The organism is Mesorhizobium sp. M0514, from assembly GCF_040321145.1.
Taxonomy (GTDB): Bacteria; Pseudomonadota; Alphaproteobacteria; order Rhizobiales; family Rhizobiaceae; genus Mesorhizobium.
Map to the genome: position 1 here is coordinate 1 of NZ_JAMYQZ010000002.1, position 22,872 is coordinate 22,872.

Genomic DNA, 22,872 nt, shown 5'->3' on the forward strand with positions numbered 1-22,872 from the left:
GGCCGTGGAGATGGCCAATCGCGAGAGCCGCTCGGCCTGGAGGGACTTCCTCGTCGGCCTCAAGGCGCGCGGCCTCAAGGGCGTCGAGTTGGTTGTGTCCGACGATCACGCCGGCCTGGTGGCAGCGATCGGCGAGGTGATCCCCGAAGCCGCCTGGCAACGCTGCTACGTGCACTTCCTCAGGAACGCGCTCGATCATCTGCCGAGGAAGCACGGCGACGACTGCCTGCAGGAATTGCGCTGGCTCTACGACCGGCGCGATCTCGCAGAGGCCAGGGCTGATCTTGCCGCATGGCTTGCCAAATGGTCGGCACGCTATCCGCGCCTGACAGGCTGGGCCGAGGATGCCATCGAACAAACCCTGACCTTCTTCAGGCTGCCCAGACAGCACCACAAGCATCTCAAATCCACCAACATGCTGGAGCGGCTCAACGAGGAAATCCGCCGGCGCACCTATGTCGTGCGCATCTTCCCCAATACCGAAAGCTGCCTGCGCCTGGTCAGGGCGTTGGCCGTCGAGACCAATGAAAACTGGATGGAGGCCAACCGATACATCAATATGGACGACCTGCGCGAGCACAAGAAGCTCGCTCTGCGCCAAGCCGCATGACCAGCATCATGGCCGCCCCATTTTGCAGAACTTGACGCACACAACCACCCAAAAGCCTCGTTGTGAACAAATTCCTAGAGTATTTCTTAGAGTGACGTTTACAATGTCTATGCCACTCTTCCATCAACACGGAAGGTGATTTGATGGCCGAAACATCAATCGAATGGACAGATGCGACCTGGAACCCGGTCGCCGGCTGCACCATCCTCACTGCCGGATGTACAAATTGCTACGCGATGAGGATGGCTGCTCGGCTGGAGGCCATGGGAGTCGACAAGTATGCGGGGGTGACACGCAAAACCGGCGGCAAAGCGAAATGGACAGGCAAGATTAAGCTCGATCACGCATCGCTTTCTGTTCCGCAAGAGTGGAAGAAACCCAAGCGTGTCTTCGTAAACTCAATGTCGGATCTCTTCCATGCGGAAGTGCCAACGGCCTTCATCGCTGAGATATGGCAGGTCATGGCCGCTACGCCTCGCCACACTTATCAAATTCTGACAAAGCGGCCCGATAGGATGTCGGAAGTACTTTCCTCCCCCGAGTTTAATGTGCTTCCGAACGTCTGGCTCGGCACCAGTGTCGAAGATAGTCGTGTGCTGTACAGGCTGGATGAACTCCGGGCGGTTCCTGCGGCCGTGAGATTTGTTTCATTCGAACCCCTGATCGGCTCTGTCGCCGGCGCCAATCTTAAAAGCATTCACTGGGCAATCGTCGGAGGCGAAAGCGGACCGCAGGCTAGGCCGCTAGACACCCGATGGGTGGACGAGATTTTCGACCAATGCACCGATGCGGACACAGCGTTCTTCTTCAAACAGTGGGGCGGCAAGAACAAGAAGGTGACAGGCCGCACCTATCGTGACCGGCTTTGGGACGATCTTCCCGATTTGAGAATATGAGAGGCCATCTTTGTCGCTAGTGCGACTGCGGCCGGACTAGTGTTTGACACAGCGAAAAAAAGTGAAGCCAGTGGCGCGCCGCCTTTGTGATGAAGGCGAACTGGGTCCAAAACAGCCCCTTTGAATACTGTGCGCAGGCGCTCCTTCACGTAGGATTCGATAGCGTTCACATCCGCTCGTCGAACTGCTTGCCCGTTCGTTTCGAATAGGTCTTGGCGCGCACCTTCGTGACCATACCAACGCTCCCGCCAATCGGTTGCTCCTAGAACGCGATCCAGGCTTGCCTGCTTGCTCGGATCGAGCTTTGCTGGGTCATGGGGAGCATTTCGGTAGAGACCTGATAACGGAAAGAAATACCAACAGTCTAAGGCTTCTGTTGCTGCGATGGCCTTTACCGTGTTCCAGGAAACCTCCATGCCGTAGGGATCGAGAAAGACAACGCCACGAATTCCACGGCCGACAGTCTCCGGTCCGCGCCAATTTGTGCGCTTGCAAAGGCGCTGGACAAGATCGTTAGCATCCCCGTTTCGAGCAATTATCTTGCGATCGGGATACTCAGAGATCAGCTCCTCGAGCTGCGCAAAACGGGAATTATCTTGTTCGATCAGCACGATAGAATGCATCGGCGGGTCGACCTCGATTGCAATCCTGGCTGATCCCCGTGTGGTTACTTCTTCTGGTTCTGCCATTTCTGAACCGAAGAGAGGAAGACCGGGGCGGACTTCTGTACGGGTCCCCGAGCCGGCAAAAGCGTCGATGTAAACGCAAGCGAAATCCTGATCGCGCAAAGCGATAGCGAAGGCTTGGAGATATTCCTGTAAGCAACGGAGCTTTTTAGGGGTGTCTGGCCCCCCAAAGACGTGTGTTACCATCGTCGTCATCCTCCACCCTCGTACATCGATACGCAGAATGAGTGGAGTGTCTAGGAGGAACTATGTCATAGGGGTGTATTTATTGCGCATAGAGGCTGAATGATTTCGTCTACCCAGATATCGACCGCCGTATCGGTGCGCTTTACAGTATCGGGGATGCCATCCTGCAATCTCGTGCCCACTGCGGGTGTAGGCGCCTGCCTTCGCCTACATGGCCGCGCCCCATGGGTGACGCGATTTCCATCAAATCAGGTGTTGAACTTGAACAGCAGCACGTCGCCGTCCTGGACGACATATTCCTTGCCTTCGTCGCGCGCCTTGCCGGCCTCCTTGGCCGCCACTTCGCCGCCCAGCGTGACGTAGTCGTTATAGGCGATGGTCTGGGCGCGGATGAAGCCGCGCTCGAAGTCGGTGTGGATGACGCCGGCGGCCTGCGGGGCCTTGTCGCCCTTGTGGATGGTCCAGGCGCGCGTCTCTTTCGGCCCGGCGGTGAAATAGGTGATCAGGTGCAACAGATCATAGCCGGCGCGGATGACCTTGTTGAGGCCAGGTTCGTCGAGGCCGAGCGAGGACAGGAACTCCATCTCTTCCTCGTCGGAGAGCTGGGCGACTTCGGCTTCGATCGCGGCTGAGATCACCACGGTGCCGGCGCCCTGCGCGGTCGCCATCTTTTCCACGGCCCTGGTGTGCTCGTTGCCGGTGGCGGCGTCGGCTTCGGCGACGTTGCATACATAGAGCACGGGGTGCGAGGTCAAGAGGTTCAGTCCCTGCAGGATGCGCAGGTCTTCCGCTGAAATGCCGTTGAGCAGGATGCGGGTCGGCTTGCCGGCCTGGAGGAGCTCGAGTGCGGCCTCCATCATCGGCAGCACGGTGGTTGCTTCCTTGTCCTTGCTGCCGGCGCGCTTGCGGATCTGCACGATGCGGCGCTCGAGGCTGTCGAGGTCGGCGAGCATCAGCTCGGTCTCGACCGTATCGGCGTCGGCGACAGGGTCGATCTTGCCCTCGACATGGGTGATGTCGTCATCCTCGAAACAGCGCAGCACATGCACGATGGCGTCGACCTCACGGATGTTGGCGAGGAACTGGTTGCCCAGCCCTTCGCCCTTGGAGGCGCCGCGCACCAGGCCGGCGATGTCGACGAAGGAGATGCGGGTCGGGATGATCTCCTTAGACTTGGCGATTGCGGCGATCTTCTGCAGCCGCGGATCAGGCACCGCCACCTCGCCGGTGTTCGGTTCGATGGTGCAGAACGGATAGTTGGCGGCCTGCGCCGCCGCCGTCCTGGTCAATGCGTTGAAAAGCGTCGACTTGCCGACGTTGGGCAAGCCAACGATGCCGCATTTGAAACCCATGTGTCCGGTCCTATCGGGAAACTAGAAATTTGATGAGGGCTATGGGCGATAGGGGTGAGCAACGTCAAGCCCTTGGTCCCGATCCTATCGACGCTCAGTCCTTCTTGCCGAACAGTTTCTTCAGCATGGCGGCCATCGGGCCGCTTTCCGGCAGCTTGGCCGGCGCCTGCTGTGGCCGTGCCTGGCGGATGTGGCTTTGAGCTTTCGGGCCCTCAGCCTTCGGCGCCTTTGGCGGCGGCCGGTCGTCGTCGCCGGTTGGCGTTAGTTTGTCGCGCAAGGCCAGCGTCACCCGGTTCATGAAAGAACTGTCGTCGCCCTTGGCCAGCAGCCCGGCATCGTCGGCGATGGTGTCGAGCAGCACGTCCAGCCATTCGCGGTCGGCCTTGGCGAAATCGCCGAGCACATGGGACTGCACCATTTCCCGGACGCCGGGATGGCCGACGCCGATGCGCACGCGGCGAAAGTTCTTGCCGACATGCTGGTCGAGCGAACGGATGCCGTTGTGTCCGCCGGCGCCACCGCCGACCTTGACCCGCAATTTGCCGGCCGGCAGGTCGATCTCGTCGTAGAAGACGGTCAGCGCCTCGGGGCCGAGCTTGTAGAAGCGCAGGGCTTCGCCGACCGGCTGTCCCGACAGGTTCATGAAGGTCTGCGGCTTGATCAGAAGAATCTTTTCGCCGGCAATCGTGCCTTCGGCGATCAGGCCCTGGAACTTCTTCGACCAGGGCGAAAACGAATGGCGGCGGGCAATTGCGTCCGCCGCCATGAAGCCGACATTGTGCCGGTTATCAGCGTATTTCGCGCCCGGATTGCCGAGGCCTGCAAAGACAAGCATCGTGAACTCCGGGCCCGAAAATTACTTCTCTTCGGCAGCAGGAGCCGCCGCTTCGGGGGCTGCCGCTTCCGCCGTCTCTTCCGTCTCCGGCTTCATCGCCGAGGAGCCGGCAATGGTCGCGATGGTGAAATCGCGATCGGAGATCACCGGCTTGACGCCGGCCGGCAAGGTAACCGCCGAGATGTGGATCGAATCGCCAATGTCGGCGCCGGTGAGATCGACGGTGATGAATTCCGGGATCGCATTGGCCGGGCAGTGGAACTCGACTTCGTGACGCACGATGTTGAGCACGCCGCCGCGTTTGATGCCGGGCGACTTGTCTTCATTGATGAAGTGGACGGGCACGTCGACGTTGACCTCGGTGTCCTTGCCGATGCGCAGGAAGTCGACATGGACCGGGAAATCCTTGACCGGGTCGAGCTGGAAATCCTTGGGCAGAACCTGGATTTTCTTGCCGTCGACATCGATCGTGGCGATCGTGGTCAAAAACCCGCCGCCATGGATTTTGTAGAAGACGTCCTTGTAGTTCAGCGCAATCGCCAGGGGAGGCTGTCTGTCGCCGTAGATAACTGCAGGCACTTTACCGTTGCGGCGAACTGCACGGGCGGACCCCTTACCGACCTGTTCGCGCGCTTCGGCCTTGAGCTCGTAAGTATCGTGGCTCATGGCATTTCCTTTCGCGTTTTATGGAGCGTTTGCGGTGGCAGTGTGCCTGGACCGTAAACGTCGAAAGCCGCCAGGCCTGGATGTCCGAATGCCAGAAACCGCATACGCGGAGCTTTGTTCGGGATCACAAGGGAAGGCAGCCTTCCGCCGCGTTGCCTCCAAGGGTGTCTACGCGGGTGGCGGCTCTATAGCGGAAGGCGGGCAGGCGTGCAAGCCATGGCGGGCAAGGGCGGCCGATGCCTGCGTTGGGCGCGCCGCATTGCGCTCAGGCCGGCAGGTCGGTGGGCGGATTTGATCCGTTTCCCTTGGCGCCACCGAGCGTGGACAGAGCGCTCAGCAGTTTCGTCCGGTCCTTGCCGATCATGAGCACGCCGCTGTCGGGCGCCAGCAGCGCCGAGAACGGAAGCATGGCAGCGCCGATCGAGGAGGCCTCAGGGCCGAATTGCCCCGACACGATCTCCGGCGCCACGATGCCGATTGCGCTGGCCTGGTTGAACTGGGTCTGCACCCTTGCCAGCAGTTCGAGATGGATCGGCCTGGGCAGGATCGAGTCGAGAACGACGGCCTCGATGTCGATGATGGAGGTGATGGCGATGATCGCCTCGACGAGCGCGCTCGCACAATCGTCGATCCATTCGAACAGCGGCACGCGCGCTTCGGGTGGCAACGGATCGAGTTCCCGCACACGATTGATCACCACGCCGCGCGACCTCAGGTGATTGACCAGCACATAGATCGAGGCGCGATGCAGCAGGCTCTGGTAGCGCGCCGGCTTCGCCGCCACCGAATCGAGGCTTGAGGGCGAGACCGGCAAGGGTCCGAGGGCAGCGCTGTTGCCATGCGGCCCGGTATGGACCCTGCCGCCTTGCACCAGGCCGCCGCCGACAAAAGTGTCGATCGAGATGTGCATGAAATCGCGAAAGCGGGCGCCGGCGCCCTGGACAAGTTCGGCCAGCGCCGCCGACGTGGCGTCGTTTTCCACGAACACCGGCGTCTTTGCCGGCGTGGCAAAGCATGTCGTCAGGTCGATCGCTTCCCAGCGGCTGCCGAGATCGTCGGGAAAGCCGAGTTCCTCGTTCCAGCCGCCGAGGAAATAGGGTGAGGCAATGCCGACACCGACGATGCTGGCATCGCCAAGCCCGTCGACCAGCTTCTCGAACGTGGCCAGCGCCATGTTGCCGGCCTTGAGCACCAGGTCGGGGTCGGGAAAGCGGTATTCATGCGACTCGCGGCCGCGGATCTCGCCGGCGAAGTCGACAAGAACGGCTTCCAGCGCCCGCCGGCCGATCTTGATGCCGACGCTGTAGATGCGCTCTGGTGTCAGCCGGTACAGCGTGGAGGGCGAACCGCGCTGCCCGAACCTTTTTCCCACTTGCTTTACGAATCCGGATGATTCCAAGCCGTCGACGATGGCAGCGACGGCCGCCGGCGTGAGGCTTGCCGCGCGCGCCAGATCGGATTTGGAGGCTTCCTTGAGGCGACGGATGGCGTCGAGCACGAAACGCTCGTTATAGTGCCGAACTTTGACAGAATTGCTGCCTTTTCCTGACAAGACCCGCATCTCCCCAACGTCGTCGTTCGGCCGCGAGGGCCATAAACTACTGCGGCGGCAGGCACCCGTCAGTGCCTGTGTTGGCGGCGACAGTGCGCGTCGGAACCACCGAAGTCAATTTTGCCGTTGCGCCTTTGCGGTATTTAATATAGCAAATTTAAAAAATAACTAGACCGGGAGGAGACGTGCTGCACTCGGGCACACAAAGCGAAGCCGACGCTGCGGTGGTGCGGGCTGTTCCTGTTGCCCTGGTTCAGGCGACGAAGGCTTTCGGCGGCACGATTGCGCTCAAGGACGCCTCCTTCGAATTGCGCTCCGGCGAGGTGCTGGCGCTACTTGGCGAAAACGGCGCCGGCAAGAGCACCTGCGTGAAGCTTTTGGCCGGTGTGCATTCTCCCACCAGCGGTCATGTCGAGGTTGACGGCAAATCAGCCGTCTTCCATTCGCCGCATGACGCGCAGGCGGCCGGCATTGCGGTCATGCACCAGCATCCTGGCCTGTTTCCCGATCTGTCGGTGGCGGAGAACATCTATCTCGGCCACATGCCGCGCGACCGCTTTGGCGGCATCGACAATGCCGCCATGCTGGCCGGCGCCCGCAAGGTGCTGGCTACCGTCGGGCTCGACGTGCCGGCGGCAACGCGGCTGGGGACACTGCGTACCTCTGAACAACAACTGGTCGAGATCGCCCGCGCGCTGTCGCTGGATGCCCGCGTGCTGATCATGGACGAGCCCACGGCGGCGCTGTCACAGCGCGAGGTCGAGCGGCTGTTTTCCGTCGTTGCCGATCTCAGGCTGCATGGCGTGGCGATGATGTTCGTCGGCCACCGCATGGATGAAATCTTCCGCATCGCCGACCGCATCGCCGTGCTGCGTGACGGGCGCCTGATCGGCGTCAAGCCGAAGGCCGAGCTTGGCCGCGCTGCCGCCATCAGCATGATGGTCGGGCGTGAAGTCACCGACCTCTATCCCGAACGGCGCCATGCCTCAGGCGCGCTGGTGCTGGAGGCGAAGGGACTTTCGCGCGCCGGCGGGTTTGCCGGTATCGACCTCAAGCTTCACGCCGGCGAGGTGCTGGGGCTTGGCGGCCTGGTCGGCAGCGGACGCACCGAGATTGCGCGCGTGCTGTTCGGCATCGACCGGCCCGACGCCGGCGAAATCCTGATCGACGGCAAGCCCGTGCAGTTCGCCTCGGCGCGCGACGCCATGGATGCGCGCATCGCCTATGTGTCGGAAGATCGCATGGGCCAGAGCCTGGTGATGGATTTCTCCATCCTCGACAATGCGGTGCTACCTGTTCTCGACAAGGCCGCACAACGCGGTCTCTACGGCACCGACCGCGCCATCGGTCTGGTGGCGGACTGGCTGAAGCGCATGAAGCTGCGCTTTTCCGGCTACGGGCAGCCGGTGAAAGAGTTATCCGGCGGCAACCAGCAGAAGGTGGTGCTGGCCAAATGGCTGCGCACCGAGCCGCGCGTGCTCATCCTCGACGAGCCGACGCAAGGCATCGATGTCGGTACCAAGGCGGAAGTGCATGCAATGATCGCTGACCTTGCCGCGCAAGGCATGGCGATCCTGCTGATCTCGTCAGAGATGCCCGAGCTGATCGGCATGTGCGACCGCATTATCGTGCTGCGCGAAGGCCGCCAGACTGCTGAGTTTTCGCGCGGGCAAGCCACGCAGGAAAAGGTACTGGAAGCGGCGACCAGGACCGATGAACGTGCCGGCCAGGCAGCGCAGATAGAACGCGCCGCCGAGGAGGAAAAGGCAAAAGGACCGTTCGATTTTCTGAGGCGGCGGGAATTCGGCCTGCTTGCGGCGATGCTCGCCGTCGCCATTCCGGTCACCATCATCAACCCGCGCATGGTGAGCGCGGCGAACCTCACCGCTGTGTCGATGGACGCGGCCTTGCTGATTGTCGCCGCACTGGCGCAGATGCTGGTGCTGATCACCCGCAACATCGACCTGTCGATCGCAGCCGTGATCGGCCTCTCCGCCTATATGGCGGCCAGCATGGTTCAGGCCTATCCCGGATTGGACATCGGCATCGGCCTGATCACCGCCTGCGCGGTCGGCGGCTTTGCCGGACTGCTCAACGGCCTTGTCGTTACCAGGGGAAAGATCCCGGCCATCGTCGTTACGCTGGCTTCGATGTCGATCTTCCGCGGTTTCAACTCGATCTGGGCGGCGGGCGACCAGGTCAGCGCCGACGAAGTCACGCAAGCCTGGCTCGACATGACCGGGCTGAAGATCGCAGGCGTGCCGCTGATCGTCATCATCGCTATTGTCATCCTGTGCGCCGGCTATGTGCTGCTCTATCGCACCGCAACCGGGCGCGAGCTGTTTGCCACCGGTTCCAACCCGGACGGCGCAAGGCTGATCGGCATTCCGGTCGACCGGCGCATCCTGCTGGCCTTCGGCATGGCCGGCCTGCTAGGCGGCCTGTGCGGCGCCCTGTGGGCTTCGCGCTACGCCACCATCGATGCCCGCGTCGCGCTCGGCTTCGAACTCACGGTGATCGCCTCTGCGGTGGTCGGCGGCGTCGCCATCCGCGGCGGCTCGGGCACGCTGCTCGGCATCATCCTTGGCGCGCTCACGCTCTTGGTCATCAAGAACGGGCTGACGCTGGTGCGCGTCGATCCGCTCTGGCTGCAGGGCGTCTATGGCCTGGTGATCCTGGTTGCCATCGGCATCGACACCTTCATCGTGCGGCGCGCCGAACAGGCGAGACAGGCGAGGGCGAGATGAGAAAGTTTATCCGCTCGATCGACTTCTGGGATCTGCTGCTGGCGACCGCCTGCCTCGCCGTCTTTATCTATGCGGCGGTGTTCGTGCCGAATTTCGTCTCCGGCTTCAACCTCTCGCAATTGGCCGCAAGCGCCTCGGAAAAGGCGTTGCTGATCCTGCCGATGACGCTGCTCATCATCACCCGCGAGATCGACCTGTCGATCGCCTCGGTGCTGGCGCTGACATCCGTGGTGTTTGGCCTGCTCGTCCAGGGCGGCGTGCCGACGCTGGCGGCCATTCCGCTGACGCTGGTCTTCGGCGGCCTGCTCGGCGCCTTCAATGGCTATCTGGTTTCAGGGCTGGGGCTGCAGTCGCTGGTGGTGACGCTCGGCACCATGGCGCTCTATCGGGGCATTGGCTACATCCTGCTCGGCACCGGTTCGGTCAACATATTGCCGCCGGCGGTCGTCGATTTCGGCATCAGCAATCTGCCGGGCACACAAATCCCGTGGACCATCGTGCCGTTCCTGCTGCTGGCGCCGATCTTCGCGGTGGTGCTGCAGAAGACGCCGACCGGCAAGCGCATCTATGCGCTCGGCGGCAGCCCCGAAGTGGCGCGTTATTCCGGCATCGATACGCGCAAAATGGTGCTGAAGCTGTTCGTCGTTTCGGGCATGGTCGCAGCCATCGCCGGCATCGTCTATACCGCGCGCCTCTCCAACGCCCGCGCCAACAATGCGCTCGGCATGGAGCTCGACGTCATCACCATCGTGCTGCTCGGCGGCGTCAGCGTCTTCGGTGGTAAGGGGCGGCTCACGGGGGTCATGCTGGCGCTGCTGTTGATCGCCATCATCCGAAATGTGCTGGCGCTCAACCAGATCGGCGGCGACGCTCAAGGCATGATCATCGGCCTGCTTCTGATCGGCTCGCTGCTGGTCGGCAATTACTGGCGCTCCCTGGAGGAGCGGCTGTCAAGATCGCGCGTCCTGCGCGAAACCAAGGGGTGATCTCGGGCCCCTTTCTTCAAGCCCGAATTCTGACGGAGGAGACACAATGAAAGCGTTTAGAATAGCCCTGCTCGCATCCGCGGTTCTGCTTGCGCCGGCCTCGCTGGCCTACAGCCAGGAATGCGCCAAGGAACCGGTGACCGTCGGCTTCCTGCCCAAGCTCGACACCGATCCCTACTTCAAGGTGGCTTTCGGCGGCGCCGAGGAGGCTGCGAAGGAAATTGGCGGCACCGCCACCCAGGTTGCCCCTTCGCAAGCGACGGCCGAGGCACAGATCGAATTCATCAACAGCCTTGTGTCGCAGAAGGTCGGGGTCATCGCTATCGCCGGCAACGACGCCAATGCGGTTGCGCCTGCGCTGAAGCGCGCCGTTCAGCAAGGCGTCCGGGTGATCTCGTACGATTCCGACGTCGCGGCCGATGCGCGCGCGGTGTTCGTGAACCAGGTGAAGGGCGACAGTCTGGCCGAAATGATGCTGGAAAGCGCATTCAACCTCAGCGGCGGCGAAGGCGAGTTCGCCATCCTGTCGTCGACGCCGACGGCGACCAACCAGAACGCCTGGATCGACTTCATGAAGGCGAAGATGGCGGCAGAGCCGAAATACGCCAAGATGAAACTGGTGCAGGTCGCCTATGGCGAGGAGAGCGAGCAGGTCAACCAGCAGCAGGCCTTGGCGCTGGTGCAGGCGTTTCCGGATCTCAAGGTGATCATCGTGCCGGCAGGCATTGGCCTTCCGGCGGCCGCGCGCGCACTCGAGGAAGCCGGCATGATCGGCAAGGTCAAGCTGACCGGCCTTGCGCCGGCCACTTTGATTTCGAAATACATCAAGGACGGCGCCGCCCAGGACATCTGGTGGAATGTCACCGATCTCGGCTACCTGACCTATCAGGCGGCCCAGGCGCTGGCGCAGTGCAAGATCACCGGCAAGGAAGGTGAGAAGTTCACGGCGGGCAGGCTCGGCGAATACACGATTGGGGCCAGCGGCGAACTGATCCTCGGCCCGGCCAAGATCGTGACGCCGGAAAATCTGGCCGAGTTTAAGTTCTAAGCCTCCCAAGGCTTTGCGGGCGCCGGCTCGAGCCGGCGCTCGCCTTTCAATCCTCAGTCGAAAAGCGTGAGGGCGACGATGAAACTTTTGCTGGCAGGCGAGACCTTCGCGGCGACGACGTCGGTCGCTGCCGGCGGCGACGTTCTGACAAGTGCGACATGGGTGAATGGCGCGACGGCCTTCAATGCCGCCCTTGCCGCAGAGGGCATAGCGGTGACGCAGATCGGTGGCGATCGCTGTGCGGCCGAATTTCCGTATGACCTCGACGCGCTGGCCGAATACCAGGCGGTGGTGATCTCCGATGTCGGCGCGCTGACCTTGCTGGTCACGCCGGAGGCCCGCGCCGGGCGCATCGGCGTCAACCGCCTCGACGTCCTCAAGGCCTATGTCGAAGGCGGCGGCGGGCTGATGCTGGCCGGCGGCTATATGGGGTTCCAAGGCATGTTCGGCACGGCGCGTTTCCACGACACCCCGGTCGAGGACGTGCTGCCCGTGCGCTGCCTGCCATTCTCGGACGGGCTGGAAGTGCCGCAAGGCCTGCAGCCGTCGATCCTTCAGGCGTCGCATCCGATCCTTGCCGGTGTCGCGGGTCCGTTGCCGCCGATCCTCGGCATGAACAAACTCGATTTCAGGCGCGACGGCTCGTCCCAGCTTCTGGCGACCTGCCATTATCGTGGCACGGACTGGCCGCTGACTGCGGTTCGTGAGCATGGCCGTGGCCGCACCGTCGCGTGGGCGACCGACATCGGCCCGCACTGGCTGTCGCAGGACTTTTTGGGATGGCCGCTCTACGGCAAGCTGATGGGCAACGTCGTGCGCTGGCTGGCCGGCAAGGATTAAGCCTGGCGTGTTTGTAGGGCAGCTAGTCCGGCTTGCTGCTCAACGCTTCGCGCAGCGCCTGAATCCGCCGATTCAAGGCATCGAGATCAGCCATCGTCATGCCCGAGCGTTCGATCAGGGTTTCGTTGAGGCAGTTGCACTGGACGAGCAGCGCGCCGCCGGCAGGCGTAAGGTCGACCTGCACTTGGCGCTCGTCCGTCTGGCTGCGCTGGCGGGTGACGAGACCGGCCTGTTCCATGCGCTTCACCAGCGGCGTGATGGTGCTCGATTCCAAAGCGAGCCTGTGCGCAATCGAGCCGACCGACATCCCGCCGGCTTCGGCAAGTGCGTTCAGCACGAGATATTGCGGATAGGTGATGCCCATCTCGTCCAGCATGGGCTTGTAGGTGCGATTGATTGCCATGCTGGTGGCGTAAAGCGTGAAGCAGAGCTGGTTGTCCAACGGGAGAGGCACGAGGCATTCCTTTGCCGACTGAGCACATCAATATGTACCACGAAAAATGATATCGCGATATATTTTTCTGTAGACAAGGATTTGGACCTGCGCTAATCTTATGGTTATCGCGATATTGATTATCGCGGAAGCAATCAATGGAGAGCGAGATGACCAAGCCCGGCAGCAGCACGATCACCATCAAGGACGGCACCGAAATTTTCTACAAGGATTGGGGAACGGGACAACCCATCGTCTTCCATCACGGCTGGCCGCTGAGCAGCGACGACTGGGACGCCCAGATGCTGTTCTTCCTTTCCAAGGGCTACCGCGTCATTGCCCATGACCGGCGCGGCCATGGCCGCTCGACCCAGACCGATACCGGCAACGAGATGGATACGTATGCCGCCGATGTCGCGGAACTTGCGGCGCATCTCGACCTCAGAGACGCCATCCATGTCGGCCATTCCACCGGTGGCGGCGAAGTGGCCCGTTATGTCGCGAAGTACGGCTCCGGTGGCCGTGTCGCCAAGGCCGCATTGCTCGGCGCGGTGCCGCCGATCATGCTGAAGACGGCGGCCAATCCGGGTGGCCTGCCGATCGAGGTGTTCGATGGTTTCCGCTCCGCCCAGGCAGCCAACCGCGCTCAGTTTTTCCACGATGTTGCGGCCGGCCCGTTCTACGGCTTCAACCGCCCCGGCGCCCAGGTGTCGCAGGCTGTCGTCGAGAATTGGTGGCGCCAGGGCATGATGGGCGGCACCAAGGCGCATTACGATTGCATCAAGGCGTTCTCGGAAACCGACTTCACCGACGATCTGAAGGCCATCGAGGTGCCGGTGCTGGTGATGCATGGCGACGACGACCAGATCGTTCCGATCGCCGACTCCGCGCTGCTGGCTGTCAAGCTGCTCAAAAAGGGCGAGCTCAAGGTCTACAAGGGCTTCCCGCACGGCATGGCGACCACCCACGCCGATGTGATCAACGCCGACCTGCTGGCGTTCTTCAAGGCGTAGAATCGTTCAGTTGAATAGACATCGTCCAGTTGGATAGGCAAGGCACCCGCCGCCGGGCGGGTGCATTTGCTTTCGTCGAAATGTCAGCGGGACAGTGCCTATTTATCGAGAAAACCAGTGATCAGTTTGACGGTGTCGTCGGGGTTTTCCTCCATGATCCAGTGTCCGGAAGCGGGCACGATGCCGCCCGTGACATCGGTCGCAACAAGCCGCAGGAGATCGGCCTGCGTGGTGCCGGCGGATTTTTCACCGCCGACAGCCAGCACCGGCATGGTCAGTTTGCCGCCGGCGGCAAGCATCGCCTGGTTGTCGATCGCGTCCTGGTCAAACGCCTTGAACTGCTCGAAAGCGTCATGCATCGCATGCGGGCGGGCATAGAGTCTGGCGTAGTGCTTGCGCGTGGCCTCGTCGATCTTCTTGGGGTCTGCCGACAGTTCGTTGTAGAAGCGATCGAGATAGATGCGCTCGCGCCCTGCGACCAGCCGCTCCATATCCGGGCCGCGGAAGTTGAAGTGCCAAAGCAGCGGGCTTTGCTTGATCTTTTCCCAATCGCCGATGCCGGGCAGCGGCGCATCGATGATGACCCATTTGGTGATGCGCTTGGGATATTGCGCGGCAAGCGCATAGCCGACCATGTTGCCGATGTCGTGGGTGACGAGATCTGCCTTGTCGATCTTCAGGGCATCCAACACGCCGGCGATGTCGACGGCCTGGTTCTTCTTGGCGTAGCCCGCTTCCGGGTGGGCCGACAGACCCATGCCGCGCAGGTCCGGCACGATGACGGTGTGGTCCTTTGCGAGGGCGATGGCCGCGGCGCCCCACATGTCTCCGGTATCGGCAAAGCCGTGCAGCAGCACGACGGCGGGACCCTTGCCGCCAACGCGCACATAGAGTTTGGTGCCGTTGGTTTCGACGGACTGCGTCTTGAAACCCGGCGGAAAGGGAACGATGCGTGCCGTCGCCGGCGAGGTAACAAGAAGCACACCCAATACGGCCAATACGATCTTGCGCATGTCATCCCCCCAGAGACGTCGAAGGCCCCAAGCCTTCGTTGATGACTATCTCTAGCAGGCTTTTCAACCAGCGCATGGTGAAAGAATCACAGAGGGCGCAGCAATGCCGCGCCCTGCGTCAAATCCGCAAAATCGACCGGTTTTATCTGGCCGCCGCTTGCGCCTTCCTGGCTTCCTTCATGTTGGGCAGGAACACCGTCAGCAGGCCGAGCAGCGGCAGATACGAGCAGATCTGGAAGACGAAATCGATGCCCTTCATGTCGGCGACGACGCCGAGCACGGCGGCTGCAATGCCGCCCATGCCGAAGGCGAGGCCGAAGAAGATCCCGGCGATGGTGCCGACACGTCCCGGCACCAACTCCTGCGCAAACACGACGATGTTGGAGAAGGCCGAGGACAGGATCAGGCCGATCAGCACCGTCAGCACCATCGTCCATTCGAAATTGGCGTAGGGCAGCGCCAGCGTGAACGGCAGCACGCCGACGATCGAGAACCAGATCATCGCCTTCTGGCCGTAGCGGTCGCCGAACGGTCCGCCGAGCAGGATGCCCAGCGCCGAGGCGCCGAGGAACAGGAACAGCATGACCTGGCTCATCTGCACCGACACGCCGAACTTATGGATGGAATAGAAGGTGTAGTAGCTGGAGAGCGAGGCGATGTAGGCGTTCTTGGTTAGCACCAGCAGCGTCAGCACCGCCAGCGCTCCCATCACCTTCTTGCGCGGGAAGGGGGAGACGAAGCTTGCCGCCTTGCGATTGCCCTGCGCGGCGCGCATCCGGCTGTACCAGCCGCCGACCCGCGACAAAACGATGATGCCGATCAGAGACCCGACGGCGAACCATGAAATGCTGGTCTGGCCGAAGGGCACAACGATGAAGGCAGCGAGCAGCGGCCCCATCGACTGGCCGAAATTGCCGCCGACCTGGAACAAAGATTGCGCCAGGCCAAAGCGGCCGCCGGAGGCAAAGCGGGCAATGCGCGAGGATTCCGGATGGAAGATCGCCGAGCCGATGCCGATCAGCGAGGCGCCGACCAGAAGCAGCGCATAGTGGCCGGCATAGGCCAGAACGATCAGGCCAATCAGCGAGGACGCCATGCCGTAGGGCAGCGAATAGGGCATTGGCCGCTTGTCGGTGATCATGCCGATGACCGGCTGCAGCAGCGACGCCGTGACCTGGAAGGTGAAGGTCAGAAGACCGATCTGCCAGAAATCGAGACCGTAATTCTCTTTCAGCAGCGGATAGATCGCCGGCAGCAGCGATTGCATGATGTCGTTGATGCCGTGGCAAAAGCTCACCGCCAGAATGACGGTGAAGGCGGTCGCCTGGGCTGAAGGGAGGCTGGCGCTTGGCTGCGGTGCAATGCTGGTGGCTGTCGTATCGGTCAAGGCAGGCTCCGAGGTCTTTTTGGCGGGTGTTTGCCCGCGGGCAGGCTTGGCGGCCGCTCCCGCGGACCGCCTTAAGGACGCTCGTCTGAAGCGCTTGGGCGACGCCCCTGCGGAGCGCCTTGGGGATGGCTGCCTTATAAGCCGCTTGCGAGGCGACTTCTTTCGTGGTTTGGTCCAATAGTTTCGCAAGTGGGCCATAGCCGATGCCACATCGCAGGGATATCTTCCGCGCCGGCAATGCCGATCTCGGCCGATTGCACGAAAGCCGCTGGCAGTGGCTGGAGGAGGTTTCCGGGCCGGCGGTGGCTTTGCCGACCGAATATCCCGACGGCTACCACGTTCCGCAACACCGCCACAGCCGCAGCCAGCTGCTGCATGCGCTGGTCGGTGTCGTGCTGGTGACGACCAGGTACGGGCGCTGGATGGTGCCACCCGACCACGCAATGTGGATACCGGCCGGCACCGAGCATTCCGTCGAAATGCTGGGCGATGTCTCGATGCGCTCGGTCTATGTCATGCCGGGCGCGATCCCGGGCCTGCCGGAAGGTTTGCGCGTCGTCGGCATCACCGAGCTGATGCACAGCCTGATCGTCGAATCGGAAAAGCTGCCGCAAGGCGGCGAACTGGAAGGCCGCGGCGGGTTGATCATGAACCTCTTGCTGCACGAGATCCCGACCTTGCCGGAACGGCCGCTCGGCCTGCCGTTCCCGTCTGATCCGAGGCTGGCGGCGCTCTGCCGACGCTTTGTCGCGGCACCTTCGCCGCACGCCACGATCGACGAGTGGGCGAATGCCGCGGGGATGAGCCGGCGCTCCTTCACCCGTGCCTTCCACCGCCAGACCGGACTGTCCTTGTCGACATGGCGCCAGCAGGCTTGCCTGTTTGCGGCTCTTCCCAGGCTCGCCGACGGCGAGCCGATCACCAGGGTGGCGCTCGACCTCGGTTATGACAGCGTGCCGGCATTCATAACCATGTTCAAGCGCATGCTCGGCGCCTCGCCGCGCTTCTATATGCGCAGCGCCCGCGACGAAGGCATGCAGCGGGCTCAGCCTCGGCTTGAGGCCCCGGCGCCGTAGCGCCAGGAAAAGCCCGCAGCACTTTGTCGTAGGCCCTAGTCCAGCTGAACGCCGCTGGCCTTGACGATCGGTTCCCATTTGGCGAGTTCGGCCTTCACATGCGCTCCAAGCTCTTCCGGGGTGGAGGCCACGATCGAGGCGCTGAACTGGGCCATGCGGGCGATCACATCAGGGTCTTTCAGGGCTTCAACTGCCGCCTTCTGAAGAACGGCGACGACCTCCGGCGGCGTGCCTGCGGGCGCGAACAGAGCGTTCCAGCTGTAGGTTTCATAGCCGGGAATGGTTTCGGCAATGGCCGGTATGTCGGGGAAGGAGGGAACGCGCTCCTTGGTGGTGACGCCAAGCGCTCTCAGCGTCCCGCTCTTGATATGGCCCGATGAAGAGGGGAGGTTGTCGAACATCATCGGCACCTGATTGCCGATAACGTCGTTCAAGGCCGGTCCGGCGCCCTTGTAGGGAATGTGCTGCATGCTGACGCCGGCCATCGTCTTGAAAAGCTCGCCGGAGAGATGGAGCGGGGTGCCATTGCCTGATGAGGCGTAGGCATATTTGTCCGGATCCTTCTTCAGCATCTCGATCAGTTCCTTGACGTCCTTGGCAGGGAATTCAGGGTTCACGACCAGGACGTTTGGCACCAGCACGAGCAACGATATCGGCGCAAAATCCTTCTCCGCATCGTAGGGCTTTGTCTTCAGGATCAGCGGGTTGAGCGCGTGGGTTGCGACCGTGCCCATCAGGATCGTGTAGCCGTCCGGTTCGGCTCGGGCGACCTGGGCAGCGCCGATGCTGCCCCCGGCGCCGCCGACATTTTCGACGACAATCTGCTGGCCCAGCTTTTCGGACATCTTGTTGGCGACCAGGCGCGCGACCAGATCCGTCGAGCCACCGGCGGAAAAGGGGACAACCATGGTGATGGTCCGGCCCGGAAAATCGGCGGCCCAGGCCGCCGGTGCTGAAAGGGTGGCTGCGATGGAAACCGCGAGCCCGAGCAAAGTCCTACGCCGCATCTGCTACTCCTCCGTTGATTGGAGGGGCAGTATGGCCATGGTGAACTCCTCGCACAATGCAACCATGGACTGACTGCCCGCCTCAGGAGATCGGGCTTGACACCGATGCTTCGGTTGGCGTGCGCGAGAACGCCTCACCCCTCAGTTCAATCAGCCTTGGTCCAGCTGAAAACAAGCCATTTGTATCGTGACGTCTCTTCAGGCTCGGCCGTGTAGGTCATCTGCATGTCGCCGCCCTCGGCGTAGATGTCGAGCCTGGGCGCCGTGTCCAGTTCGAGCCACAGGGAATCGTTCTTGAACGACCATGTCCCGCACCAGACGCAAGGCCCCGATGCCGGGTCACCCGGTTGGTGAAAATTGTAGCGGCCGTCCGCCGTGATCTCCAGATGGTCGAAGGCGCCATAAAAGGCGGTCACAGTCTGCTGAAATTCGGTCGCAGACGCTTCCTGGTCGGGCTTCGCCGGCTCCTTCAGATCACGCGGTGGCCGGATTGCGGACCCCGCGATGCTCCATTTGCCGATGAAATCCTTTTCGGTGGGAAGATATTCCGTTTGCGCCTGCGCGGTCGAAACGGGAGCGACTGTCGGCGCATAGGCCGCGCTGGCGATGCCGATTGCGAGAAGCATTCCTGCGATGCCTGCAGCCTTGATTCGATTGCGCATCAGCTGCGCTCCTTTCACGACGGTTTGGGGCAGATTCCAAAAACGAGATTACCCCGGTGCCAGGCCCGGGGGCACGCTTTTGGGCAACATGGATTAATCGAACAGGCTCGACACGGACTCTTCGGTCGCTGTGCGCGAAATCGCCTCGCCCATCAGGTCGGCGATGGAGATGACGCGGATATTCGGGGCGTCGAGCACGCCTTGCGTCGGCTGGATGGAATCGGTGATCACCAGTTCCTGCAGCTTCGAGCCGCTGATCCGGGCGACCGCACCGCCCGACAGCACGCCGTGGGTGATATAGGCGGTGACGCTGGTAGCGCCGTTGGCGAGCAGCGCATCGGCGGCGTTGCACAGCGTGCCGCCGGAATCGACGATATCGTCGATCAGCAGGCAATCCTTGCCGGCGACCGCGCCGATGATGTTCATCACTTCGGATTCACCGGGACGTTCGCGGCGCTTGTCGACGATGGCCAGTTGTGCGTCGAAGCGTTTGGCGAGCGCGCGGGCGCGCACCACGCCGCCAATATCGGGCGAGACGACGACGACATTGGCAAGCTGTTTGTATTTTGCCTTCACGTCGCGGGCCATCACCGGCACCGAGAACAGATTGTCGGTCGGAATGTCGAAAAAACCCTGGATCTGGCCGGCATGGAGGTCGAGCGTCAAAACGCGGTCGACGCCAGCGCGGGTGATCATGTTGGCGACCAGCTTGGCCGAGATCGGTGTGCGGCCCGAGGCCCGGCGATCCTGCCTGGCGTAACCGAAATAGGGGATGACCGCGGTGATGCGCTTGGCCGAGGAGCGCATGAAGGCATCGATCATGATGAGCAGTTCCATCAGATGATCGTTGGTCGGGAACGAGGTCGACTGCAGGATGAAGACATCCTCGCCGCGCACGTTTTCCTGGATTTCGACGAAGATTTCCTGATCGGCGAAGCGTCTGACGCTGGCCTTGCCCAGCGGGACATTGAGATAGCGGGCGACCGCTTCGGCCAGCACCCGGTTGGAATTGCCCGCGAAAAGCTTCATGCACCGTTCCTGGCGAAGGATGGGGAGGTCCTCTTAATCGGGCTTGTAGCGAGCCGTGCCGGTATTGCAAGCCTCGTTGACGGGAATCCGCCGGCTAATCTCAAAAACGTCAACAGTGAACGGAAGCCGGTAACAGGCGGATCAGCCGGCGCTGCCGCCGAGCCAGGCCGCGAACTGGTCGATCGTCTGGTCGGCGATCGCCTGCATGGTAGCGGGTGCAACCGCGGGCCAGCCTTCGGCGGCATTGACCGAGGGCGCCTTCTGCTGGCCATTGATGCGGTGTAGCCGGTTGCCAGCGGGGTCATAGACGTCCCAGACATAGATAACGGTGGTATCCTTGCCTTCCGTCATGGTCGAGAAGTAGCCCTTCAGCACATGGGTGGCGGCCTGGTCGGCGCTGCCGGCAAGGGTGATGCCGCGCTGCTTGGCGCGTGTCTGCAGTTCGGCCGTCAGCGGCGTTGCCGCTTCCACGGAGGCGCCGACGATCGGCGCGATCTGCAGCCGAGTCTTCGACAAGGCGGCGGCGCTCTGCGCGGGGTTGGCGGGTGTCGTGGCGCCGACGGCCGGCGCTGGTGTGGCGGCGGGCGCGATGCCCGGGGCAGCCAAGGGCTGAGCCGGTTGGGCCGAGGCTGCCGGCGGCGTGATGGCGGACGGCTCAAGGACGTCCTTGGCATTGGTGCAAGCGGCCAGCACAAGCGCTGCGAGCAATGACACGGTCGTCACATGCGATCGTCTCATCTGCCCGAAAACTCCTTAGTCGCGAACGCCCCCGCGTGGACCAACCATTATGGATTCACTGTACGATCAAGTCGAGATCATGGCGTGAAAGCGGCTTCGGCTGGGATTCGGTGGTCAGGTAGGTGCGGCCAAGCGTCATCGCCGTCTCGGTTTCGGAGTCCATGATGATCATGTGCGCGAACAATGTCATGTTGGGCGCGATCGGCTCGGGATTGCCCTGGTAGAACATCGGCATATCCATCCAGGACGGGGTGAAGCGGGCGCCGACGGAATAGCCGCAGGCGTTCAACCGATGCTTGGTCAGGCTGTGCGCCTCCAGCGTGCGGGCATGCGCGTCGAAGACGTCGCCGAAGGTGTTGCCGGGCGTCATCGCCTTCTCGACCGCCAGAAGAGCCGCGCGGGCGGCGTCGAACAGCTCCTGATGGCGCTTCGACGCCTTGCCGGTCAGCACGGTGCGCATCATCGGCGCGTGATAGTGATGGAACACGCCGGCCCATTCGAGCGTCAGCTGATCGTTCTTGGTCAGCTTGCGGCGCCCGGCCTTGTAGCGGCAGAGCAGCGCGTCGATGCCCGAGCCGATGATGAATTCATTGGCCGGATAGTCGCCGCCGCCGGCAAACACCGCGCCCTGCATGGCGGCAAGGATCAGCGCTTCGTCGCCGCCCTGCTTGATCAGCGGCAGGGCCGCGTCGAGCGCGTCGTCGGAAAGGTTGGCGGCCTTTTCGGCCTTGGCGATTTCAGCCGGGCTCTTGAACAGGCGCAGACGGCCGACAATACCGGAGGCGTCGGCGATCTGGCCGAAGGTCTGCAGCTGCTCGTCGACGCGGCGGCCATTGAAGGCGGTCAGGCCATGGGTGTCGTATTCGACGCCGATGCGGGCGCCAAGGAGATTGAGGTCGTTGAGCAGGTTGCGCAGGTCGATCGCCGGGTTGGCGCCGTCGCGGTCGGTCCACAGCACGATGTTGTCGATGATCGAGGTGTGGCGCGCCTGGCGCAAATCGGCCGAGCGGGTGAGCAGCACCATCGAGCCGTCAGCCTTCACAACCAGGCACTGGAAGAAACAGAAGCCGAACGTGTCGTAGCCGGTTAGCCAGTACATGCTCTCCTGGGCGAAAAGCAGTACAGCATCGAGCTTCTTTTCCGTCATCTCGATCATCAACCGGTCACGCCGGGCGTCAAATTCCGACCGTTCGAAATGCAGCGCCATTATCCGTTCTCCAAAACAATTGCCGAAACCTGCCGACCGTAGTCCGGTTCCTTGCGATGCGTCGCGCGCCGGTAGGAAAAGAAGAGATCCTCCTCGGCATAGGTGCAGCGGCCAAGCCCCTGCGCGGTCACGCCAGCCTTCTTCAGCCGGTCGACCGTATAGAGGTTGAGATCGAACATTGCATGCGCCGGATTGGCCGAAGGCGCGAAATAGCCGATGTTTTCGGCATCGGCTTCGACGAAACGGGCGACGAATTCCGGCCCGACCTCGTAATTGTCGGGGCCGATCGAAGGACCGAGAACCGCAATGATGCGCTCACGGCGGGCGCCAAGGCTTTCCATCGCGGCAATGGTGTTTTCAAGCACGCCGGCAAAAGCGCCCTTCCAGCCGGCATGCGCTGCGCCAATGATGCGCGCTTGAGCATCGGCGAACAGCACCGGGCCGCAATCGGCCGTCGAGGCGCCGATGGCGATGCCCGGCCGGTCGGTGACGATGGCGTCGGCCTTGGGCCGCGGGCCGGGAAAGGGTTCCCTGGCAATAACGACATCGGGCGAGTGGACCTGATGCGCGGTCAGGAGATGGCTGGCCGGTACACCCATCCAGGCAGCGACGCGGCGGCGGTTCTCGGCGACCAGCATCTGATCGTCATCCGACCCGGTGCCGATGTTAAGTCCCTGATAGATGCCGCCGGAGACGCCGCCGATACGGGTGAAATAGCCATGGCGGATACCTCGCGGCTTGGCCGCTTCCAGCAGCGGCGAGCGAACAGGATCCGGTTTGGTCTGATTCAGCATGGATGGGTTTGTTGTCCGCGCCGGCGTTTTCGTCAAGGCGAAGTTCGGCCGAGTGATTGCGACAGTGCTGCTGCGTCGACTTTGCATTGGCCAAAAGCAGGCATGCGAC

General features: G+C 62.5%; 22 protein-coding genes. 8 read left to right on the top strand and 14 right to left on the bottom strand.

Annotated elements, in window-relative coordinates; translation table 11 throughout:
- Positions 1 to 610: IS256 family transposase (locus NKI61_RS00850; protein WP_352838664.1), on the top strand; the 610-nt coding region annotated here is incomplete at its 5' end.
- A 143-nt stretch (positions 611 to 753) separates the two neighbouring features.
- Positions 754 to 1,506: a DUF5131 family protein gene (locus NKI61_RS00855; protein ID WP_023683701.1), complete on the top strand. Its 753-nt coding sequence runs from the start codon at positions 754 to 756 to the stop codon at positions 1,504 to 1,506.
- Here NKI61_RS00855 and NKI61_RS00860 read toward each other — a convergent pair.
- The 5 genes from NKI61_RS00860 to NKI61_RS00880 all read right to left on the bottom strand — a co-directional run bounded on the left by NKI61_RS00860 (position 1,461) and on the right by NKI61_RS00880 (position 6,729).
- Positions 1,461 to 2,387, bottom strand: a complete 927-nt coding sequence (locus NKI61_RS00860) for a three-Cys-motif partner protein TcmP (RefSeq protein WP_084627161.1) — start codon at positions 2,385 to 2,387, stop codon at positions 1,461 to 1,463. The genes NKI61_RS00855 and NKI61_RS00860 overlap by 46 nt on opposite strands.
- 239 nt (positions 2,388 to 2,626) lie before the next feature.
- Positions 2,627 to 3,730 carry a redox-regulated ATPase YchF gene (ychF, locus tag NKI61_RS00865; protein WP_023686133.1) on the bottom strand — a complete coding sequence of 368 codons (1,104 nt, stop codon included), beginning with the start codon at positions 3,728 to 3,730 and terminating at the stop codon, positions 2,627 to 2,629.
- A gap of 94 nt (positions 3,731 to 3,824) precedes the next feature.
- Entirely contained in the window at positions 3,825 to 4,565 is a 741-nt protein-coding gene (pth, locus tag NKI61_RS00870; RefSeq protein ID WP_023701571.1) for an aminoacyl-tRNA hydrolase, read from the bottom strand.
- Positions 4,566 to 4,586: 21 nt separating this feature from the next.
- On the bottom strand, positions 4,587 to 5,231 hold the full coding sequence (locus NKI61_RS00875) for a 50S ribosomal protein L25/general stress protein Ctc (RefSeq protein ID WP_023686131.1): 645 nt from the start codon (positions 5,229 to 5,231) through the stop codon (positions 4,587 to 4,589).
- A 265-nt stretch (positions 5,232 to 5,496) separates the two neighbouring features.
- Positions 5,497 to 6,729 carry an ROK family transcriptional regulator gene (locus tag NKI61_RS00880; RefSeq protein WP_352838665.1) on the bottom strand — a complete coding sequence of 411 codons (1,233 nt, stop codon included), beginning with the start codon at positions 6,727 to 6,729 and terminating at the stop codon, positions 5,497 to 5,499.
- A 239-nt stretch (positions 6,730 to 6,968) separates the two neighbouring features.
- On the opposite strand from NKI61_RS00880, the gene NKI61_RS00885 reads away from it, so the two are divergent.
- The 4 genes from NKI61_RS00885 (at position 6,969) to NKI61_RS00900 (ending at position 12,404) form a co-directional block, all read left to right on the top strand.
- Positions 6,969 to 9,530, top strand: a complete 2,562-nt coding sequence (locus tag NKI61_RS00885; RefSeq protein WP_023705906.1) for an ATP-binding cassette domain-containing protein — start codon at positions 6,969 to 6,971, stop codon at positions 9,528 to 9,530.
- On the top strand, positions 9,527 to 10,516 hold the full coding sequence (locus NKI61_RS00890; protein ID WP_023670040.1) for an ABC transporter permease: 990 nt from the start codon (positions 9,527 to 9,529) through the stop codon (positions 10,514 to 10,516). The genes NKI61_RS00885 and NKI61_RS00890 overlap by 4 nt, the downstream gene beginning before the upstream one ends.
- A 46-nt stretch (positions 10,517 to 10,562) precedes the next feature.
- Positions 10,563 to 11,564, top strand: a complete 1,002-nt coding sequence (locus NKI61_RS00895; protein WP_023701576.1) for a rhamnose ABC transporter substrate-binding protein — start codon at positions 10,563 to 10,565, stop codon at positions 11,562 to 11,564.
- 78 nt (positions 11,565 to 11,642) lie between these two features.
- Positions 11,643 to 12,404 (top strand): glutamine amidotransferase, encoded by a 762-nt coding sequence (locus NKI61_RS00900; RefSeq protein WP_352838666.1) that lies wholly within the window; start codon positions 11,643 to 11,645, stop codon positions 12,402 to 12,404.
- A gap of 22 nt (positions 12,405 to 12,426) precedes the next feature.
- Here the strand turns inward: NKI61_RS00900 and NKI61_RS00905 are convergent, their stop codons facing one another.
- Positions 12,427 to 12,858: a MarR family winged helix-turn-helix transcriptional regulator gene (locus NKI61_RS00905; protein ID WP_352461951.1), complete on the bottom strand. Its 432-nt coding sequence runs from the start codon at positions 12,856 to 12,858 to the stop codon at positions 12,427 to 12,429.
- A 149-nt stretch (positions 12,859 to 13,007) separates the two neighbouring features.
- Here NKI61_RS00905 and NKI61_RS00910 point away from each other — a divergent pair, with 149 nt between their 5' ends.
- The gene (locus tag NKI61_RS00910) at positions 13,008 to 13,850 is read left to right on the top strand and encodes an alpha/beta fold hydrolase (RefSeq protein WP_352838667.1); all 843 of its coding nucleotides are present in this window, start codon (positions 13,008 to 13,010) and stop codon (positions 13,848 to 13,850) included.
- A gap of 98 nt (positions 13,851 to 13,948) precedes the next feature.
- Here NKI61_RS00910 and NKI61_RS00915 read toward each other — a convergent pair whose 3' ends face one another.
- Positions 13,949 to 14,863 (bottom strand): alpha/beta fold hydrolase, encoded by a 915-nt coding sequence (locus NKI61_RS00915; protein ID WP_352838668.1) that lies wholly within the window; start codon positions 14,861 to 14,863, stop codon positions 13,949 to 13,951.
- Positions 14,864 to 15,005: 142 nt separating this feature from the next.
- Positions 15,006 to 16,250: an MFS transporter gene (locus NKI61_RS00920; protein ID WP_352838669.1), complete on the bottom strand. Its 1,245-nt coding sequence runs from the start codon at positions 16,248 to 16,250 to the stop codon at positions 15,006 to 15,008.
- Between the two features lie 203 nt (positions 16,251 to 16,453).
- Here NKI61_RS00920 and NKI61_RS00925 point away from each other — a divergent pair, with 203 nt between their 5' ends.
- On the top strand, positions 16,454 to 17,326 hold the full coding sequence (locus NKI61_RS00925; protein ID WP_352838670.1) for an AraC family transcriptional regulator: 873 nt from the start codon (positions 16,454 to 16,456) through the stop codon (positions 17,324 to 17,326).
- A 35-nt stretch (positions 17,327 to 17,361) separates the two neighbouring features.
- Here NKI61_RS00925 and NKI61_RS00930 read toward each other — a convergent pair whose 3' ends face one another.
- From NKI61_RS00930 to pgeF, 6 genes are all read right to left on the bottom strand, one after another.
- Positions 17,362 to 18,333 (bottom strand): Bug family tripartite tricarboxylate transporter substrate binding protein, encoded by a 972-nt coding sequence (locus tag NKI61_RS00930; RefSeq protein ID WP_352838671.1) that lies wholly within the window; start codon positions 18,331 to 18,333, stop codon positions 17,362 to 17,364.
- A gap of 146 nt (positions 18,334 to 18,479) precedes the next feature.
- The gene (locus tag NKI61_RS00935) at positions 18,480 to 18,995 is read right to left on the bottom strand and encodes a hypothetical protein (RefSeq protein ID WP_352838672.1); all 516 of its coding nucleotides are present in this window, start codon (positions 18,993 to 18,995) and stop codon (positions 18,480 to 18,482) included.
- Between the two features lie 93 nt (positions 18,996 to 19,088).
- The gene (locus NKI61_RS00940) at positions 19,089 to 20,024 is read right to left on the bottom strand and encodes a ribose-phosphate pyrophosphokinase (protein WP_023686119.1); all 936 of its coding nucleotides are present in this window, start codon (positions 20,022 to 20,024) and stop codon (positions 19,089 to 19,091) included.
- A gap of 141 nt (positions 20,025 to 20,165) precedes the next feature.
- A complete protein-coding gene (locus NKI61_RS00945) occupies positions 20,166 to 20,762 on the bottom strand; it encodes a hypothetical protein (RefSeq protein WP_023686118.1) in 597 nt (198 codons plus the stop codon).
- A 55-nt stretch (positions 20,763 to 20,817) separates the two neighbouring features.
- Entirely contained in the window at positions 20,818 to 21,969 is a 1,152-nt protein-coding gene (locus tag NKI61_RS00950) for a M24 family metallopeptidase (protein WP_023672036.1), read from the bottom strand.
- Positions 21,969 to 22,763, bottom strand: a complete 795-nt coding sequence (pgeF, locus tag NKI61_RS00955) for a peptidoglycan editing factor PgeF (RefSeq protein WP_352838673.1) — start codon at positions 22,761 to 22,763, stop codon at positions 21,969 to 21,971. The genes NKI61_RS00950 and pgeF overlap by 1 nt, the downstream gene beginning before the upstream one ends.
- Positions 22,764 to 22,872 lie beyond the last annotated feature (109 nt).